The sequence below is a fragment of the Acidobacteriota bacterium genome (genome assembly GCA_026393755.1).
Classification (GTDB): domain Bacteria; phylum Acidobacteriota; class Vicinamibacteria; order Vicinamibacterales; family JAKQTR01; genus JBAXOX01.
Window position 1 is genome coordinate 224,482 of the sequence record JAPKZO010000006.1, and the last position, 18,469, is coordinate 242,950.

Here is an 18,469-nt window from a genome sequence, read left to right on the forward strand (position 1 = left end):
CCCGACCTGTTTCAACAACAGACCGAATCGACTTCGCCACTCGGGTGACCGCAATCCCAACTTGTCTGTCGGAATCTGCTGACATTGATCTCCGCCGCTACACCACGAGCAATGCTGCCGCGACCGCTGTCAGCAACGCGATCCACCACCAATCCGGCGCCGATAGACGCGGCGCGGCGGGACGGATGCGGTCGGGGGAAAAGGCCCGGGCCTGGGCTGCCGCCACCGTCTCATCCGCTCGGCGCAACATCGTGCTGACCACTGTGACCAGCAACAACCGGCCATCACGCCACCAGGTCGTGCGGAAACCGCCTCTGAGCCGGAATGCCTTGGCTGTCGTCATCCAGACATGGTGGGAGTGCTGCACACTGTGGACGGCCACGCCCAGAGCGAAGCCCAGCCCCCTCAGTCCCGCGGCCTCAAGCAGATCGGCCAATTCGCGAATCGAGACGGTGGTGGAAAAACCCGCTGCGGCCACGGTGATCACGATCGCCCGCACCACCATGGACAGGCCGAGCGTCACGCCCGCGCTCGACGCCGTGAGCCCACCGGCGAGAGGGAGATCGCGCGGCTCGATCAGGAAGAGAGGCAGGACCAGCAAGGCAACAAGGCTGAACCACAGTGCGGGCCGGCGCAGCACACGCAGACCACTTGGCCGAACCATGGCGGCCAAGGCAAGTGTTCCAGCGAGCACCACTCCAAGCTTCCAGCCAGACGAGACGACTCCCAGCACCACCGACCACATGAGCAGCCCCAAACGCACGGCTGGCGCGGGCGTCGCCATAGCCCGTGCGGTCCCCGTCATTGGCGACGGCTTCCGCTGGTCCATTCGTGTCCTCTCGCTCGCAGTGCGGTCCCGACGTGCCACGCCATCATTCCTGCCAGGACGCCCGCTGCGGCGTGCATCGCGACCAGCAATCCGACGATGGCGAGGCCAGAGGCCGGGGTCAACCCAAACAGCTTGCCACTGAGGCGGAGCACCCCGTCGTAGACTCGCCACACCCCGGCTCCTCCGAGCAGTCCCTGTGTGACAAACGGCTGCACCAGTGGCCACAGCGTCGCCATGGCACCACTCACCGCGAATCCCGTACGCGATAAACGAAACAGCAGCAGACCTCCTTCGGCCAGGACTCCTTCCATCAGGATGCCGACGATCGGCGTGACCACCACGCCGCCGACACTGAACATCTTCAGAAACGCCGTGGCCACGGCCATGAACAGTACCGATCCCGGGCGCGGTACGTACAACCGCCCGACCAGGACGATGGTCAGTCCCGAGGCGGCGAGCAGCAACCCCGCGAACGGCATGCCAAGCGCGTGCAGCGCCGAACCGGCGCTGATCTCAACGGCGCCCCAGAGACCGCCGAACACGCCGACGTAGACCAACTCGCGCACGTTATATCGCATGAATATCCTGGGCCTCATCAGCCTGGCCGGTGGCCGGCACGCCGTCGGCGGCAATACGTCCATCGCGCAGCATGACGATGCGACTCGCGTGTCGGTGGATCAACTTGAAGTCGTGACTGATGAGCAGCACGGCACAGCCGCGCCGATTCATATCGGACACCACCGTCATCAGGCGTTCCAAGTGACGCCAATCCTGGCCAATCGTGGGCTCGTCAAGGATCAGCAACATGGGCTCGAGGGCCAGCACGGCACAGAGCGCGGCCCGCTGCTGCTGACCTGCCGATAGCGTGTGCAGGGGACGGTCGGCCGCCTGCTCCAGATCGGCGGCGTTCAGCAGGCGTGACACCAGGGGTGAAGAATCGAGGCCGAAGTTCGACGGGCCAAGCGCGACCTCGCTCGCCACCGTGTCGCAGAACAACTGCCAGCGGGAATCCTGGAGCAGAATGCCGACGTCTCGTCCCGGCACCGGCTTCCCGTGCGTCCAACGCACGACGCCGGTCTTCGGACGGAGTATGCCGGCCAACACCTTCGCCACGGTGGACTTGCCGCTGCCATTGTCGCCGACAAGCGCGACGAACTCACCCTCGTGAATGACGAGGTCGAGCCCCCCAAGCACACACTGCCGGCCATGCCACGCCTCCACACCTCGCAACTCAACAATCGGAACTCCACCGGGTGTCGCCATTGGACCGATCAGCTGTTCCCACGAAGATTGGGACGCCGACGTCGGCCGGCGCAAACCGAGGTCGCGCAACAGCGCCCGCTGATCCATAAGGGTCGCGGTCCGCCCGTCGGCTACCGCCCGGCCATCGTCCAGCAAGACGGTGCGGGACGCCAGTTCGGCACCTTCTCGGAGTCGATGTTCGGCCACAACCACAGTCGTGCCGGTTGAGCGGGACAGGTCGTCCAACGCGCCAATCAGACGCCGGCTGCTCTCGACGTCCAGGCTGGCCAGAGGTTCATCGAGCGCCAGAACGGCAGGGCGCATCGCCAGAACGGCCGCAATGGCAAGCCGCTGTTGCTCACCCCCTGACAGCGTTCTTACGTCCGCTGCTTCTCGGCCCGTGAGCCCTGACACTGACAGCGCCCACTCACTTCGTGCGCGCACCTCTCGACTCGTGAGTCCGAGATTCAGTGGGCCGAACGCCACCTCCTCTCCCACAGTCAGGTTGAAGAGTTGGACAGCTGGGTTTTGGAACACGAGCCCGACTGTCTGGGCCAGTTCGCCAAGAGGTGTCGAGGCGGTGTCTCGACCGGCCACGGTGATACGGCCGGTGATGTCTGCCGCCACTGCGTGGGGCACGATGCCTGCAATGCAACGCAGCAGCGTGCTCTTGCCACTGCCGGACGCCCCCGCCAATAGCACTCGTTCGCCCGCCCCGATGTGCAGGTCGATGTCGTTCAACACCGGTTGCTGGCCGAACCCGACCGAGAGCCGCCGGATATCGATCATCCCAATTCTTCGAGCATCGTGATGACGCGGCCAGGAAGGTCGTTTCGCAGGTCCGTGGTGACCTCGACGGTCCGGAGTGGGCGTCCGGCGACACGCCCGCGAAACGCCTCCATCAGCCACGGCCTGACCACGACCAGCGATGGACCGGGTCGATCACGGAGGGGACCGATGGCCTCGATCCATCCAGCGGAACGGAGGAGCTCCAGGGGCCCGAACTCATCGATCACCAGCAGACCATCGGATCGGGCAACCGCGCAGCACCGATTGCCAAACTCCAGACCAGCTGGGTGAAAGCGCCACTTTCCGACAACAGGCCCGTCGGTCTCACCCGTCACCTCTGCCAACGGCCGGCGTACGCCTGTGGCCAGACACATCACGTCCAAGCCGACAGGCGCCCCGTTCTCCAATCGCGGCACGGTGACGATGCCCTCGACGGGCTGACAGCGGGCGCGCGCTGCCACGGCCAGACACACGGTTGTCTTGCCAGATCCGGAGGCTCCCGTGAGCACAACGATGGCTGGTTCGGAAGGTGGCATCCCCTGGATCTTACCCTTTCAACGGCGATGGGTTTCCGTGTTCACGCGCAGATCGTGCAGATGTCCATTCCCAGGACCCGAGCCGAGGCCCGCTGTAGTACGATTCCGGCGGCCCGCCCACGGCGGGATGCCGGTCATCGTCTCACGGACGACGCAACACTATGGGGATCCTTGACGACCTGCTTGCCAGCTTGACGGGGGACTGCGCGGTGCGGCACGTGCTGGTCGGCGCTCACCTGACCGCCGTCTGCAGTGACCGCTGTGGCTTGGCCGCCACGGTCATCGACGACCGACCTCACCAGCGAACGGTGAGGGATGCGGGACGGCTCCACTTGAAGAGCGCGCGCGAGTTGGCCGAGTACGCCCGCTCGGATGACCCGACCGAGGCCAGTATCGGCGTAGCCGCGATCAACTCTCTCATCGTGGTCGATGAAACCGCCATCACCCTGATCAATGCCTTTGACCTGATCGCCAGACGAGGGGCCGGAAAGTGCGTGGCCGTGGTCGGTTCATTTCCCTTCGTGCCGCGACTGCGCAACCTGGTTGGCGAACTGCTGGTGATCGAGCGTCGACCCGCAGACGGCGAATACCCTGCCAGCGCCGCCGATACGCTGATTCCCCGCGCGGAGGTGGTCGCGGTGACCGCGTCATCGCTCATCAACCATACACTCGATCATCTGTTGTCGCTCTGCAAACCGGGTGCGTTCGTGGTGGTGCTCGGTCCGACGGCTCCACTTTCGCACGTGCTGCTCGATCACGGCGCCACCGCGGTGGCCGGCTCAATCGTCACCGACGAGATGGGCGCCATTCGGGCCATCGAGCAAGGTTCGTCCTTTCGACAGTTGCCCGGCATTCGGCTTGCGGCGATGACCGTCGGCCCTCACGGGCATGGGATCGATGGCCATGCTCGAGTCTGAGCCCATGACCTGCCATGTGACCATGTCGCGCGAGGAACTGCTGCAGGCGCTGAAGGCGTTCGCCAGGAATTGGCTGGCGCATGACGGATGCTGGTTCCTGGCTGCGGAAGAGCGGCTGGGCCCGGAGGCCGCCATCGGCCATTGACGAGCGCCTCGGCAGTGCCACGGAGGAGATCCGATGCACCCGGCTACAGAAACCCCTGGAATAGAGTCGCCTCGCGTCGTGCCCGCATCGGCCAAGGCTCCCGACATCGCATCCGCGTCGGTTCCCGACACGCTCGCGATGCTTCACGTGAATCCCGACGTTGGGCTCACGTCCGCCGAGGTGGACGTCCGCCGGAAGGCGCAGGGCTACAACGAAGTGGCCGAACAGCCACAGCACCCCGTCCTCATGTTCCTGCGGAAGTTCTGGGGCGTGTCGGCGTGGATGCTCGAGCTGATCATGGTGCTGTCGGCGGTGCTCGGGAAACTCTCCGATCTCGTGGTGGTGGGCGCGCTGCTGGTCGTCAACGCGGTGCTGAGTTTTATGCAGGAGCATCGGGCAGCAGGCGTGGTCGAGACGCTGCGGCGCCGGCTGCAGGTCAGTGCGCGGGTACGCCGCGAGGCGAGCTGGCAGGTCATTCCCGCCCGGGATCTGGTCCCGGGCGACATCGTCCGCGTGCGCGCAGGCGACATCATTCCAGCGGACGTGAAACTCCTCACTGGATCGTTGAGCGTCGATCAGTCGGCGCTCACCGGCGAGTCAAAGGACGCCGACAAGGCGCCCGGCGACGTCGTCTCGTCAGGATCCGTCGTCCACCGGGGCGAAGGCAACGCCGTCGTGATGCTGACCGGGGCGAAGACCTTCTTTGGACGCACCACCGAACTGGTGCAGCAAGCGCGACCGAAACTCCACATCGAGGCGGTGGTGGCCAAAGTCGTCCGCTGGCTCTTCGTGATCGTCGGCGCGCTGTTGGGCGTCGTGATTGTCCTGTCGATCATCCGCGGTGTACCGCTCCTGGAGATGGTTCCGCTCATGCTCGTGCTCTTGATGAGCGCGGTACCGGTCGCTCTTCCCGTCATGTTCACGGTCAGCATGGCCGTCGGGGCGAAGGAACTGGCGAAGCGCGGCGTGCTGGTCACCCGCCTCAGCGCGGCGGAGGATGCCGCGACGATGGACGTGCTGTGCGTGGATAAGACGGGCACGATTACCATGAATCAACTGGCCGTCACCGGCGTGATCCCGCTGGCGCACGCGACAGACGCCGATGTGTTGTTCGCCGGCGCACTTGCGTCTCAAGAAGCCAACCACGATCCGATTGATCTGGCGTTCCTCGCCGCGGCACAGGAGAAGCACGTCTTCGACGGCAGGCCAGGCGCGACGCCCGTCTCCTTCGCGCCGTTTGATGCGAAGAACCGGCGGACCGAAGCCGTCGTCGAACAGAACGGACAGCGGCTTCGCGTGATGAAGGGCGCCGTTCGAACCGTCGCCGAGGCGTGCGGTCTGACGCCCCCGGAGATCGAGGCGTTGGAGGCGCGGGTCAGCGAATCGGCCCTGAAGGGATATCGGACACTGGCGGTCGCGCGAGGCCCTGACCAGGCGCCTTCGTCCAAACCGGTATTGCTCGGCTTGATGACGCTTTATGATCCGCCCCGGCCGGAGGCCAGACAGCTGATTGCCGAACTCCGGGACTTGGGCGTGTCGGTCAAGATGCTCACGGGCGACGCCCTGGCGGTCGCGAGCGAAATCGCAAGCGGCGTCGGGTTGCCCACGATCCGGCGGGTGGCGGACTTGAAGGCCGCGCCCCCGCAGGCCGGAAGCGGGGCGGGTGACGTGCTGGCGGGCGCCGACGGGTTCGCCGAAGTCTATCCGGAGGACAAGTACATCGTCGTCCAGCGCCTGCAGGCCGCAGGGCACGTGACCGGGATGACGGGCGACGGCGTCAACGATGCTCCCGCGCTGCGTCAGGCCGAAGTGGGCATCGCCGTCAGCAGCGCGACCGACGTAGCCAAAGGGGCCGCAAGCGTCGTGCTGACCGAGGCGGGTCTCACGAATATCGTGGCACTGGTCGAGCAGGGGAGGACCATCTATCAGCGCATTCTGACGTGGATCATCAACAAGATCAGCCGGACGATCCTGAAGGCCGCCTTCGTGGCTATCGCATTTGTGCTGACCGGCAAGTTCGTGGTCTCCGCGTTTGCGATGTTGCTGCTGGTCTTCATGACGGACTTTGCGAAGATCGCCCTGGCTACCGACCACGTTCGACCCTCCCGGGAACCGGAGACGTGGAACATCGGGGGCTTCGTCATGGTGTCCGTGGTGCTGGGCGTCGTAATGGTCGCGGAGACCCTCGTCCTCCTGTGGGTGGGGTGGTCGCGCTTCGGTCTGGCGACCAACGACAATGCCCTCTACACCTTCAGCTTTCTGACGCTGCTCTACTTTGCGGTGTTCTCGATCGTGTCGGCGCGGGAGCGCCGCTGGTTCTGGGCGACGCTGCCGAGCAAGACGTTCCTGGCGGCGCTCGTCGCCGACGCGGTGGTGGGCACTGTCCTGACGTTCGTGGGTCTGCCGGGACTGATGCCACTGCCGGGGTGGCTGGTGCTCACGATATTCGCTTATGCGATGGTCTCGTGCCTGGTTGTGAACGACGTTCTCAAGGTCGCGATGATCCGCTGGCGCGTGCCGAAAGCGGCCGCGTAGGAGCGACTCACGCCACCATCAGGCCTCGGGCCAGCGCGGCGATGTGGCCGCCATCCGTGCCGCAGCATCCGCCCAGTACGCGCAGACCGAACTGCTTTCGCAGCGAGCACATCCCCGACGCGAACGCCTCCGGGGCCTCTCCCGCCAGTTCCTGAGAACCCTCCAGTTCCTCGGGGCTCCTGGAGGACGTGTTGGCCTGAAGGCCCAGGAGCCGGCCCGAGTCCAGCGCTCGCCGGCCGGCCGGCGCACCGAGGGCTGACTCCAGGACCGAACTGTGGACGCAATTCACCAGGTAGCCAAGGGGACGCGGAGCCACCTGGTCGTCGATGCTCGCCAAGGCGTCATCAAGCGGCGTTTCGTCCAGCAGGCAGCCGGAGGGACGCACGATGAAGCTCACCAGGTATGGGCAACCGGTGGATGCAAGGGCGTCCGCGATGCCGAGTGCCTCGTGGATCTCGGGCATGGTCGAGGCCATGAGGTAGTCGGCCCCCGCGCCAGAGAGTGCCGCGGCCTGGACCGCGTGAAACGCCCGGGCCGATTCCCTGCTGAGGGCCTCCTGAGGCTTGTAGGCATCGCCGCGGCAGCCCATGAGTCCGCCGATGTACACCTGTGCCCCGTAATCGCCAGCGGCACCCCGGATCTCCTGGAGGAACCGTACGGCGTCCCCGTTGAGATCGCGTCCCGCGAAGGCGGACGCGGCCAGTCGATCTGGGTTGGCGCGCCATGTGGGCGCAAGGCTGAGGAGGGGAAAATCATGCGCCCGCCCGATGTCGATGTAGTCCGTGTAGATCTCTCGCAGCAGGGCGCGGCCGGCCTCGCCATAAATCAAGGGCGCGTTCGCGAGGAGAGGGTCAAACAGCGCCGGCGCGCCGCGTCTGACGCGCTCGACCACCGCGCCTTCCATGAGCACAGGGACGTCGGCCGCGAGGAGTTCGCCGATGGGACGCCGGTCGATCACGATGTCTCCAGTCTATCCTCGAACGCCGGGTGGCCCGCAACGCGTTTCGCGGTACAATCGCCCTCGCTGTGGCGAAATCAGGACGCTCGGATGCCCCCGGTCTGACCCATGTCCGGTCGGTCCGTGCGATCCTCAGTGAGCAGGGTTACCCATGCGCGCCTTGATCGTCGAAGACGATGCGACGATCGCCGACTTCGTGGCTCGGGGTCTGCGCGAGGCCGGCTTCGCGGTGGACGTGGCCGCCGATGGCGAGGCCGCGCTCGATCGCATGCGGCAGCGGACCTACGACGTCGCGGTCGTCGACCTGATGCTCCCCAAACGCCACGGCCTGTCGGTGATCGACCAGATGCGCCGGCACGCCATCGACACGCCGGTCCTCATCCTGAGCGCCCGCCGCTCGGTCGACGACCGCGTGAAGGGGCTGCAGGCGGGGGGCGACGACTATCTGACCAAACCGTTCGCGTTTGCCGAACTGCTGGCGCGGGTGCAGGCCCTGGTCCGGCGTGCCACCCGCGCGCCGGATCCGACGACGTTGACCGTCGATGACCTGGTGCTCGATCTCCTGTCGCGGCGCGCCGCGCGTGGAGGAACGCCGATCGACCTCCATCCGCGTGAATTCTCCCTGCTCGACTATTTGATGCGAAACGCGGGGCGCGTCGTATCGAAGACGATGATTCTGTCGCACGTCTGGGAATACAATTTCGATCCCCAAACCAACATTGTCGACGTGTTGGTGAGCCGTTTGCGGGAGAAGATTGACCGTCCGTTCGGGAAGAGGCTGCTGCATACCGTGCGCGGCGTGGGATACGTGCTCAGGGCCGAGCCGTGACGACCGAGACGATCGTGGCGAGTCGCCCCCATCTGCCGGCGTTCGGCCTGCGTCTGGCCCTCTGGTACGCGACGCTGTTTGTCGGCGGATCGGTGGTCATCGTGTTCATGACCTACTGGCTGACCGCCGCGTCGCTGGCGCAGCGCGATCGCGAAATCCTCGGCTCCAAGCTGGGAGAATATGCGGCGGTGTATCAGCGGGGAGGGCTTCAAGCGCTCACCGACACCGTGCAGGCTGAACAGCGCACGGCACCCGAGCGTTTGTTCGTCCGCGTCGTCGACCGGGGGGCAGAGGCGATCGTCTTGAGCCAACCCGAAGGCTGGGATCTCCAGCGGTTGGAGACGGCCTCGCTCGGCCTCGCGGACGGGACGTTGGTGCAGGTGGGGAAGAGCACCGACGCGCGCGAGGTTCTGCTCGCCCGGTTTCGCGCGGCGCTCGGCCTCGTCACGCGGACGGTGGTCGTCTTGGCGCTCACCGGCGGTTTCATCATGACGCGTTCCGCGATCCGGCCGATCCGGCGGCTCACGCGCGCGGTGTCCCGGATCATCAGTACGGGCCGCACCGATGAGCGTGTCCCGCTGTCGGGCGACGGGCACGGCGACGCGATCGACGAACTGACGCGGCTGTTCAACGCCATGCTCGACAAGATCGAAGGGCTCGTGGCCGCGATGCGCGGATCGCTCGACAACGTGTCGCACGACGTGCGGACCCCGCTGACGCGTCTGCGCGGCACGGCCGAAATGGCGCTGGTCTCGGCGCCCGATCTCGATCGCTATCGCGAAGCGCTGGCCGATTGCGTGGAGGAGTCGGATCGTGTGCTGGTGATGCTCAACACGTACATGGACATTTCCGAGGCCGAGAGCGGCGCCATGCGCCTGCGCCGCGAGCCCGTTCACCTTGGCGCCGTCGTCGACAGGGCTGTGGATTTGTACCGGTACGTGGCGGACGCGAAGGGGATTGTCCTGACGGCGCACACGCCCGACGACGTGGTGGTCGAGGCAGATGCCACCAGACTCGAGCAGGTCGCCGCCAACCTGATCGACAACGCGCTGAAGTACACGCCGGCTGGCGGGCGCGTGGACGTCGAGGTGCTGGCCGGCGGTGATCGCGCGCGGCTCCGGGTCCGGGATACCGGCCTCGGCATCCCGCCTGACGAGTTGCCGCGCATCTGGGACCGGCTGTTCCGCGGCGATACCAGCCGTACCGAGCGGGGGCTCGGCCTCGGGCTCAGCCTCGTCAAAGCCGTCGTCGAAGCACACGGCGGCACGGTAGACGTCGAGAGCGAGCCGGGCAGAGGGTCCGCGTTTTCTGTATTCCTGCCTGTTCAGAGGTCCGCCTCAGTAGTCCCGCCAACCGCCTTCGCCAAGGCTACGGCGGTCCGCCAGAGCTTCAGCGGCGGCGGAAGCCAGACGCCGCGCCTGTAGGCCCTCAGCCCGCCTCCTGCCGGTTTCTTACACAGATGTAATGCTCACGTCACGTCCTCGACAGGGGAGATGGCGTCTATATGGATAGAGCGGAGCCACCGATCCGCGATTGGAACGACTCGACATTTCAGAAAGGGAACACGGCCATGAACTCAGTCTCCAGCTTCACCCGGCGCGCAGAGCGAGCCGGACTCGCCCTCGTGGCAGCTGCCGCACTGGTGGCGGGCGGGGCGTGGTACGGCGCTTCGGTCCACGCGCAAGCCGCCTCATCGAAAACCACTGCGGCATCGACCATCACCCATTCGATCCCTGGATCCCGCGACTCCTACGCCGATATCGTCAACGTCGTCGCACCCGCGGTCGTCACGATTCGTGTCGAGAGCAAGGCGAAGATATCGCCGACCCAGTTCAGCGATGGCGACGAACTGTTTCGCCGTTTCTTCGGCGATCCATTCGAGCAGGGACAGCGCCAGCAGACGCCGCCGCAGATGCGGCCAGTGCCCAGGCAGCGCGGCCTTGGTTCGGGCGTGGTCATCAGGCGTGACGGCTACATCCTGACGAACAATCACGTGATCGACGGAGCCGACAGCATCAGCGTCGAATTCACGGACGGCCGCACGCTGTCGGCCACGCTGGTGGGCTCGGATAAGGCGAGCGACGTGGCACTGCTCAAGGTGAAAGCCGACGCGCTTCCGGCCCTCACGCTGGGCAACTCGGACGCCGTCCACGTGGGCGACGTCGTCCTGGCGATCGGCAACCCGCTCGGCGTGGGCCAGACCGTGACGATGGGCATCATCAGCGCGAAGGGCCGGGCTACAGGCACTGGCGACGGCAGTTACGAAGACTTTCTGCAGACCGACGCGCCCATCAACCATGGCAATTCTGGCGGGGCGCTCGTCAACACGAAGGGCGAGCTGGTCGGGATCAATTCGCAGATTCTCTCGAATACCGGCGAGAACATCGGGATCGGCTTTGCCATTCCGGCGAACATGGCGCGCCACGTCACCGACCAGCTCCTGAAGGACGGGAAGGTCCATCGTTCGCAGCTGGGCGTGACCATTCAACCCGTGACCTCGGACATGGCCGCGAACCTCGGTCTGAAGGAGGTCGGCGGCGTGATCATCGGCACGGTCGACCCCGGCAGCGCGGCGGATCGAGCCGGCCTCAAGCAGGGTGATGTCATCGAGGCGTTCAACGGCCAGACCGTCAAAGACCTGAACGCTCTGCGGAACCGCGTGGCCGACACCCCGCCCGGATCGAAGACGACGGTGACCATCGTCCGTGACGGCGCGACGCGCGACGTGCCGGTGACACTCAGCGAAGCGGTGGCGAGCAAGACCTCCGAGAAGGGCGAGAGCGACTCGACAACGACCGAGGATCGATCGGCGCTCGGCATCTCGGTGGCGCCCCTCACCCCGGAGCTTGCCGACCGATTCAACCTGCCGAACGGCGCGAAGGGCGTTGTCGTGCAGGACGTGAATCCCGACGGCCGCGCCGCCGGCGCGGGCCTTCAGGCGGGCGACGTTATTCAGCAGGTCAATCGGCGGCCGGTCCAGACGGTCGAGGAGCTGCGGACGGCGGTTCGCAGCAACGCCGACAAACCGACGCTGCTGCTGATCAGCCGTGACGGACGGAACCTGTTTGTGACCGTCCGACCGAACGCCTGACTGCGATAACTACCGGACGACCTCATGTTCCATAAGACCGTCGGTCGGACGCACGCTCCGATCGACGGTCGCTGAACGACCGCTCCACATCGACGATGCGCAGACGGGACCCCGATGTTCACGGACGGCATGGTCGTCGGGGCCAATGAACTGGCAAAGCACGGCGTACTGCCCGCCCGCCGCGGCGCCGCTGAGGAATCGGCGACGATCGACGTGTTGGCGTGGAGACAACCTGGCTTGGTTGAAGCCGGAAGAAGCCAGTGCTATGCTGGCCGCGTTGGGTGTTGGAGTTCACCCTGAACCGCCCTGACCCGTTATTTCGCCAGGGCAGATGACTCCTACGAGCGACGGGCTCGGGGAGTGTCTGCCACCCCCCGATCTCCGCCGATACCAGACGACTCGCCGCGCACCTCTGGCGCCGAACGCTACGTGTCAGGTGATTGGTCGGCGCCATTCAGACAAGGGGTAGAAATGAACTGCTCAGGATGCACGGGTCGCACAATCGATTCCCTCACCGCGCTGGAGATCCTGGATTCTCGGGGCAATCCGACGGTGCGCGTTGTCGTGACGCTGGCCAACGGTGTCAGTGCCGCCGCGTGTGTTCCCTCGGGAGCATCGACGGGTGAGAACGAGGCCGTCGAGTTGAGAGACGGCGACAAGACGCGCTACCGGGGAAACGGGGTCCTGAAGGCCGTTGAGCACGTCAAGTCCATCATCGCTCCCCGCCTGGAAGGCATCGACGCGACGCGCCAACCCGAGGTCGACGCGATTATGAAGGAACTGGACGGGACGCCCAACAAGGCCAAACTCGGTGCCAACGCCATCCTGGGCGTGTCGATGGCGGTCGCCCGTGCGGCCGCCGCCGCCAGTGACCTGCCACTCTATGCGTACCTCGGAGGTGCGGGCGCGGTGCGGCTACCCGTACCGATGATGAACATCCTCAACGGCGGCAAACACGCCGACAACAGCGTGGACTTCCAGGAGTTCATGGTGATGCCGGTGGGGGCGTCGAGTTTCGCCGAGGCGCTGCGCGCGGGCGCGGAGACGTTCCATGCCCTCAAGATGATTCTCAAGAAGCGCGGCTACGCGACTGCTGTCGGTGATGAAGGGGGCTTTGCGCCCAATCTCAAGAGCAACGAAGAAGCCTGCGAGGTCATTCTCGAGGCCATCCAGGCGGCCGGCTACAAGCCGGGCAAAGATGTCTCGATCGCGCTCGACCCTGCCGCATCGTCGTTCTATGAGGACGGGGCATACAATCTCGCCAAGTCGGGACAGGGCAAGAAGTCACACGCGGAGATGACTGAACTCTATCGGGACTGGATCGCGAAGTACCCGATCGTGTCGATTGAAGACGGTCTGGCGGAAAACGACTGGGACGGGTTCCGGGCGCACACGGAGACGTTGGGAGATCAGATCCAGATCGTTGGCGATGACATCTTCGTGACCAATACCGAGTTCATCGCGCGGGGTATCCGCGAATCGTCGGCGAACGCCGTGCTGATCAAGCTCAACCAGATCGGGACCGTCACCGAGACGGTCGAGGCCATCGAGATGTGCCGGCGAGCAGGCTGGGGATTCGTGATTTCGCACCGGTCGGGCGAGACCGAAGATGCGTTCATCGCCGACTTCGCGGTGGCCATGGGGGGCGGTCAAATCAAGACGGGGTCTGCCTGCCGGAGCGAGCGAATCGCCAAGTACAACCGCCTGCTCGAGATCGAGGCCGAACTTGGTCGGTCCGCCGCCTTCGCAAGTCCGTTCGCGCGGTAGGCGACCATCGACGGGAGTGCGCCGCGAGCGTCCGGCGTGCGACATGGGGAGATCGAGATGACAGATGTCTGGGCTCGCGCGGCGTTGTGGCTCGGGTTGGCGCTGGTCGCCACGCTGCTCTCGATCCGGCTCCGAGTGGCAACCGCCCTCTCGGAGATCGTTGTCGGCACCGTGGCGCAGCTCCTCATTGGGGCGTTCATCGGCAAGGCGCTGCTCGGAACCTCTGAGGCCTGGATCACCTTCTTGTCGGGCACGGGCGCCATCCTGCTCACATTCCTGGCTGGCGCCGAACTCGATCCCACGATCTTCCGCGCCAAGTGGAAAGAGTCGCTCGGCATTGGCTTCGTGAGTTTCTTCGCGCCGTTCCTGGGATGTGCGGCGTTCGCGGCCTGGGTGTTGCACTGGACGCCGCAAGCCAGTTGGCTGGCTGGCGTGGCGCTATCGACGACGTCGGTGGCCGTAGTTTATGCGGTGATGCTCGAACTGGGTCTCAACAGCACCGACTTTGGCAAGGCATTGCTCGCGGCGTGCTTCGTCACCGATCTGGGCACGGTGCTGGCACTGGGGCTCATCTTCGCGCCGTTCTCGCTGCGAACGGTCGCCTTCGTGGGCGTGGGCGCCGTGGCCGTCGTGGTCCTTCCCTGGCTGACACCACGGTTCTTCCGGGTCTTCGGCGGCCGGCCATCCGAACTCGAAGCGAAGTTCCTGCTCCTCGTGCTGTTCGGCCTGGGCGCCCTCGCCACCTGGGCGGATAGTGAAGCCGTCTTGCCCGCTTATCTGGTTGGCATGGTGCTGGCCGGAACCGTCGGCAAAGATCACGCGCTCATCCGGCGCCTCCGGACCGTGACGTTCGGCCTGCTTACGCCGTTCTACTTTATTCGTGCTGGCTCGTTTGTATCGGTGCCCGCACTCCTGGCGGCGCCCACCGGCGTGCTCGGCTTGCTCGCGGCGAAACTGGCGACCAAGACCGTCGGCGTGTGGCCGATGGCCCGCCTGTTCCGCTATCCGCGCACGGAAGCCGCCTACACGACGTTGCTGATGTCAACCGGGCTGACCTTCGGCAGCATCTCGGCCCTCTTCGGCCTCACCCACGGCATCATCACCCAGACGCAGTACTCGATCCTCATCGCAACGGTCATCCTGAGCGCGGTCGTCCCAACGCTGGTTGCCAATGCCTTCTTTCTTCCGCGATACTTGCTTCCGCCGCCTGCGCCGTCGCGGCCAGAATCGGCCGACGTCGCGCTGGGAGGAGGAGAATCATGACGCAGCAGACGGACAGTGTCAGCCGCGCGGGCATGATCCCGAAGCGAATCCTGGTGGGCTTCGACGGGTCGCCCTTTGCCGAACAGGCCTTTGAGATGGCGCTGAGCTTGGCGGCACTCGCTGGCGCCCGGCTGGGCGTCGTCTCGGTGGCCACCCTTCCTGAACCACCCGGGGAGGTTGAGACCCAGGCGACCCTGGAATCAGCCGCCGAGCACTACGAAGCGGCCTACGAGAATCTGCGCCGGCGTGCTGAGGACCGTGGCCTCACTCTGGAGACGCGCATCCTCGTCGGACATCCCGCCGAGCAGATCATCCGGCTCGCGGCCAGCACGCAGGTGGATCTGATTGTCGTTGGCCATCGCGGCCGGTCCCGTATCAGTGAATGGATATCCGGTTCCGTGTCGAAGCGGGTCGTCGGCCACGCGCCGTGCTCCGTCCTGGTGGTTAGGAGTCGTTAGCCTGGTCCTCGGCCTCCTCGCCGTGCGGGCGGGCCTGGTGGTGGCGAAGTCGTGGATGGTCGGATGAGAGAACCATGAAGCTCGAAGCCGAACAAGTGCTGTGCCGGTTCCACCTGTCCAACTTCGTCCGTCATCGTGACGAGCCGTTGTACCAGTGGATTGTCGAGGTGGCCCGGCACGATGGCTTGCAGGGAGCGACCGTGCTCAAGGGCATCATGGGGCTTCGGCCAGACGGGTCGATTCTGCAGGAGACCCGATGGGCGCTGTCCCAGGAACTCCCGGTGATCGTCGAGGTGGTTGACGGACCGAAGCGCGTGGAAGCGCTGCTCGCACGCGTTGAGCCCGTCTTTACCGAAGGCGAGATCACCCTCGAACGGGCGCACGTCGTGCTCTATCGCGGCGAGGGAGACAAGAACGCGGGCGTGATTCCAGTCGCGGATGTGATCGCGTCGGTGGACGACAGCGCGGCGTGGGAGGTGAAGACGATGAAACTGCCCGAACAAGGCGTGTTGCTCAGGATCTTCATGGGGGAGGCGGACCGCGAGCCGGGACGAGACCGGCCCCTCTACGAGGCGATCGTGCGACGCGCGAGGGAAGCGCATCTGGCTGGCGCGACAGTGCTTAAGGGCCCACTGGGCTACGGCAAGAACTCACGGGTGCACTCCGCGAAATTGCTGGAAGTGTCGACCGATCTGCCCATCGTGATCGAAATTGTCGACGCGGAGGACAAGATCAAAGCGTTCCTGCCGGTCGTCGACGAACTGGTCACCGAAGGGATGGTGACGCTCGAGAGCGTGCGGGTGCTCAAGTATGTCGCCTCACCGGCCAGACGCTGAGGCCGGCGACACCTTCAGCGTCATGGAGCAGCCCTCGTGACAGACATCCCTGGCCAGACATCGAAACCTACCAGACAGGACGGGGCGGACGCTCCCACAGAGCAGGATCGCAACGTCGTGGCATTGGGCTGGGTTGCGTTTTTCGGCGGGTTTGGGCAGGACATGATCCAGCCGATCCTGCCGTTGTTCTACTCCTCCGTGCTTGGTCTGAACAAGGAGTTCATCGGACTGATTGAGGGCTCGTTGATGACGGTCGTCAGCCTGATGAAGATCGCGGCCGGCTATCTCTCCGACTTCCTCGGAAAGAGAAAGGCTATTGTCTTCGTCGGTTATGCGCTGTCGGCGGCGGCGCGGTTCTCGCTGGGCCTGGCGGGATCGGGGGCGGTCGTGTTTGGCCTGCGGCTCACGGATGGTGTAGGTAAAGGCCTCAAGGATGCCCCACGCGACGCTCTGGTGGCCAGTTCGGCGGGAACGAGGAAGCTGGGGTTCGCCTTCGGCGTGCAGCGAACTCTGGACACGCTTGGCTCGGTGGCCGGTCCTCTGCTGACCTTCGGGTTGCTGCGGCTCTGGGTCAACCGTCCGGGCAAGTACCAAGCGATATTCTTCCTCGCCGGCATCGTTGCCGCCATGACGTTGCTCATCATCGGGCTGGTGGTGCGAGAACGGCAAGCGGCCGTGAAGACGCAGCGCATCTCGCTCGCCGTGTTCCGAGGGCCGTTCGCCGGCCTTCTCGCGGTGATGCTCCTGTTCACGCTGGGCAACTCGTCTGATGCGTTCATCATTCTCCGCGCCCAGGACGTGGGCGTCGGCGTCGTGCTGATCCCCGTGGTGTATGCCCTGTTCAACCTCGTGTCCGCCGCCGCCGCCATCCCAGCCGGCAGGCTCTCCGATCGGATCGGCCGCCGCCGCGTGATCGCCTGCGGATGGGCCGTGTATGCGATGGCCTACCTGGGCTTTGCCCTGGCCAGCAGTCCCTGGATGATGTGGGTGCTGTATGCCTTCTACGGCCTGTTTTATGCGCTCAGCGAAGGTGCGGCCAAGGCGATGGTCGCCGAACTGGTGCCAGAGGAGAGCCGAGGCACGGCGTACGGACTGTACAATGCCGCGGTTGGCGTGATGGCGCTTCCGGCGAGTCTGATCGCGGGCCTCCTGTGGCAACGGATTTCACCGGCTGCCCCATTCGCGTTCGGCGCCGCGCTGGCGGGGCTGGCGCTCGTCGGTTTGTCGTTCGTGCCGCCGGCAACCGCAAGTCGTCATGCGCCATCCACCTGAGACAGACGCGATGCCGCGTCGTAACTCTGACGAGTTGCGGGAAGAGCGACGCCATTCGAGCGGTCGCGAGTCGTGGATCTATCGCGCCAACCGGCCGGATGACCTTCGTGGACGCCATGCCGATCTGCTCGGGTCCGCGTTGGGTCCGGACGAGCAGTTCCATTATTTGCTCTATGCACCGATCTTCGACGGTGTGGGAGGTCCCTTCAACATTCGCGCGACGCCCGCGTCGCACGCCGTCGCTGTCGTGCAAGGGCGGCTGATCATTACCGCCGATACCCATTGCAAGGGCGTGCCCGCCGATGTCCATACGGTGCCCTTCACCGGGATTCTGTCGGTGGAACTTGGCGCCGCGCTGCTGCTTGGTTGGCTCAAGGTCTGCTACGTAAACGCCGGCCAGGTGACCTCGACCGTGGTGAGCTTCAGCACGACCGGTAGCCATCACTTCGAGGCAGTCGTGCGTGCGTACAGGGCGTTGACCGCTCGTCAACCGACCCAGGAGGGAGGCGCCATCCCGAGCGCGGACCTGTGGCGGTCGACGCCGCCCTATCTTCGCAGCGCGACCGAACCGCTGCTCCTGGAGGACGAGTCTGTCGTCTCTGCCACCGAGTGGAGGGAATCGTGGCAACCGCGTAAGCATGGATGGAGTCGCGTCCCTTCGTGCGCGTCCACGCCAGGCCTTCTCCTGCTCACTCGTGCGGGGCTCCTGTGGGCGTCGAGCGAGCCTCGTGTGCGGCCGGACTTGGTGAGTTACGGCGTCAACGTCACGTCCATCAATTGGCAGGCGCTCCGCTCGGTATCGGCCGAGCACGCCGAAACGAGTGGGGCTGCAGCACGACTTCGCCTCGTGCTGGAACGACAGGGCGTCTCCACACATATCGAGATCCCGCTCGACGATGACGCGGGTCAGTCAGCCGACGCTGCGGTGGACATGATGGAGCGGTTGCGGGCATCGGCGAACGCGCCGGCGCGGCTCCATCGCGGCCCGTAGCGCCCAAATCG

General features: G+C 65.5%; 17 protein-coding genes, 1 pseudogene and 1 riboswitch. Of the genes and pseudogenes, 13 read left to right on the forward strand and 5 right to left on the reverse strand.

Annotated features, from left to right (window positions below; all coding sequences use genetic code 11):
• Positions 1 to 97 precede the first annotated feature (97 nt).
• The 4 genes from NTV05_03365 to NTV05_03380 are packed head-to-tail and all read right to left on the reverse strand — an operon-like array spanning position 98 to position 3,396.
• Entirely contained in the window at positions 98 to 784 is a 687-nt protein-coding gene (locus tag NTV05_03365) for an energy-coupling factor transporter transmembrane component T (GenBank protein MCX6543437.1), read from the reverse strand.
• A gap of 17 nt (positions 785 to 801) precedes the next feature.
• Positions 802 to 1,407, reverse strand: coding sequence for a hypothetical protein (locus NTV05_03370; protein ID MCX6543438.1), 606 nt, complete (start codon positions 1,405 to 1,407; stop codon positions 802 to 804).
• A complete protein-coding gene (locus NTV05_03375; GenBank protein MCX6543439.1) occupies positions 1,397 to 2,860 on the reverse strand; it encodes an ATP-binding cassette domain-containing protein in 1,464 nt (487 codons plus the stop codon). Before NTV05_03375 ends, NTV05_03370 begins: the two co-directional genes overlap by 11 nt.
• The gene (locus NTV05_03380; protein MCX6543440.1) at positions 2,857 to 3,396 is read right to left on the reverse strand and encodes a hypothetical protein; all 540 of its coding nucleotides are present in this window, start codon (positions 3,394 to 3,396) and stop codon (positions 2,857 to 2,859) included. The genes NTV05_03375 and NTV05_03380 overlap by 4 nt, the downstream gene beginning before the upstream one ends.
• Before the next feature lie 161 nt (positions 3,397 to 3,557).
• Here NTV05_03380 and NTV05_03385 point away from each other — a divergent pair, with 161 nt between their 5' ends.
• From NTV05_03385 to NTV05_03395, 3 genes are read left to right on the forward strand one after another with little or no spacing between them, the layout of a single operon-like run.
• Complete coding sequence (locus NTV05_03385) at positions 3,558 to 4,313, forward strand: DUF364 domain-containing protein (protein ID MCX6543441.1); 756 nt, start codon at positions 3,558 to 3,560, stop codon at positions 4,311 to 4,313.
• A gap of 4 nt (positions 4,314 to 4,317) precedes the next feature.
• Positions 4,318 to 4,458 carry a DUF6125 family protein gene (locus tag NTV05_03390; protein MCX6543442.1) on the forward strand — a complete coding sequence of 47 codons (141 nt, stop codon included), beginning with the start codon at positions 4,318 to 4,320 and terminating at the stop codon, positions 4,456 to 4,458.
• A 33-nt stretch (positions 4,459 to 4,491) separates the two neighbouring features.
• Positions 4,492 to 6,993, forward strand: a complete 2,502-nt coding sequence (locus NTV05_03395) for a plasma-membrane proton-efflux P-type ATPase (protein MCX6543443.1) — start codon at positions 4,492 to 4,494, stop codon at positions 6,991 to 6,993.
• Between the two features lie 7 nt (positions 6,994 to 7,000).
• Here NTV05_03395 and NTV05_03400 read toward each other — a convergent pair whose 3' ends face one another.
• Complete coding sequence (locus tag NTV05_03400) at positions 7,001 to 7,951, reverse strand: homocysteine S-methyltransferase family protein (protein ID MCX6543444.1); 951 nt, start codon at positions 7,949 to 7,951, stop codon at positions 7,001 to 7,003.
• 151 nt (positions 7,952 to 8,102) lie between these two features.
• Between NTV05_03400 and NTV05_03405 the strand changes: the two genes are divergently transcribed.
• From NTV05_03405 to NTV05_03450, 10 genes and pseudogenes are all read left to right on the forward strand, one after another.
• Complete coding sequence (locus tag NTV05_03405) at positions 8,103 to 8,780, forward strand: response regulator transcription factor (GenBank protein ID MCX6543445.1); 678 nt, start codon at positions 8,103 to 8,105, stop codon at positions 8,778 to 8,780.
• 14 nt (positions 8,781 to 8,794) lie between these two features.
• Positions 8,795 to 10,204, forward strand: a complete 1,410-nt coding sequence (locus NTV05_03410; protein MCX6543446.1) for a HAMP domain-containing sensor histidine kinase — start codon at positions 8,795 to 8,797, stop codon at positions 10,202 to 10,204.
• A gap of 146 nt (positions 10,205 to 10,350) precedes the next feature.
• Entirely contained in the window at positions 10,351 to 11,871 is a 1,521-nt protein-coding gene (locus NTV05_03415; protein ID MCX6543447.1) for a DegQ family serine endoprotease, read from the forward strand.
• 271 nt (positions 11,872 to 12,142) lie between these two features.
• A riboswitch (Fluoride riboswitch) is annotated at positions 12,143 to 12,219 on the forward strand.
• Positions 12,220 to 12,342: 123 nt separating this feature from the next.
• On the forward strand, positions 12,343 to 13,638 hold the full coding sequence (eno, locus tag NTV05_03420; GenBank protein ID MCX6543448.1) for a phosphopyruvate hydratase: 1,296 nt from the start codon (positions 12,343 to 12,345) through the stop codon (positions 13,636 to 13,638).
• 57 nt (positions 13,639 to 13,695) lie between these two features.
• Positions 13,696 to 14,901: a cation:proton antiporter gene (locus tag NTV05_03425; GenBank protein ID MCX6543449.1), complete on the forward strand. Its 1,206-nt coding sequence runs from the start codon at positions 13,696 to 13,698 to the stop codon at positions 14,899 to 14,901.
• Positions 14,898 to 15,359 (forward strand): universal stress protein, encoded by a 462-nt coding sequence (locus tag NTV05_03430; protein ID MCX6543450.1) that lies wholly within the window; start codon positions 14,898 to 14,900, stop codon positions 15,357 to 15,359. The genes NTV05_03425 and NTV05_03430 overlap by 4 nt, the downstream gene beginning before the upstream one ends.
• Positions 15,360 to 15,433: 74 nt before the next feature.
• Positions 15,434 to 15,733: pseudogene (locus NTV05_03435) on the forward strand (DUF190 domain-containing protein).
• A 111-nt stretch (positions 15,734 to 15,844) separates the two neighbouring features.
• On the forward strand, positions 15,845 to 16,195 hold the full coding sequence (locus NTV05_03440) for a DUF190 domain-containing protein (GenBank protein ID MCX6543451.1): 351 nt from the start codon (positions 15,845 to 15,847) through the stop codon (positions 16,193 to 16,195).
• 45 nt (positions 16,196 to 16,240) lie between these two features.
• Positions 16,241 to 17,467 (forward strand): MFS transporter, encoded by a 1,227-nt coding sequence (locus NTV05_03445; protein MCX6543452.1) that lies wholly within the window; start codon positions 16,241 to 16,243, stop codon positions 17,465 to 17,467.
• Positions 17,468 to 17,477: 10 nt separating this feature from the next.
• Positions 17,478 to 18,458, forward strand: a complete 981-nt coding sequence (locus NTV05_03450) for a hypothetical protein (GenBank protein MCX6543453.1) — start codon at positions 17,478 to 17,480, stop codon at positions 18,456 to 18,458.
• Positions 18,459 to 18,469 lie beyond the last annotated feature (11 nt).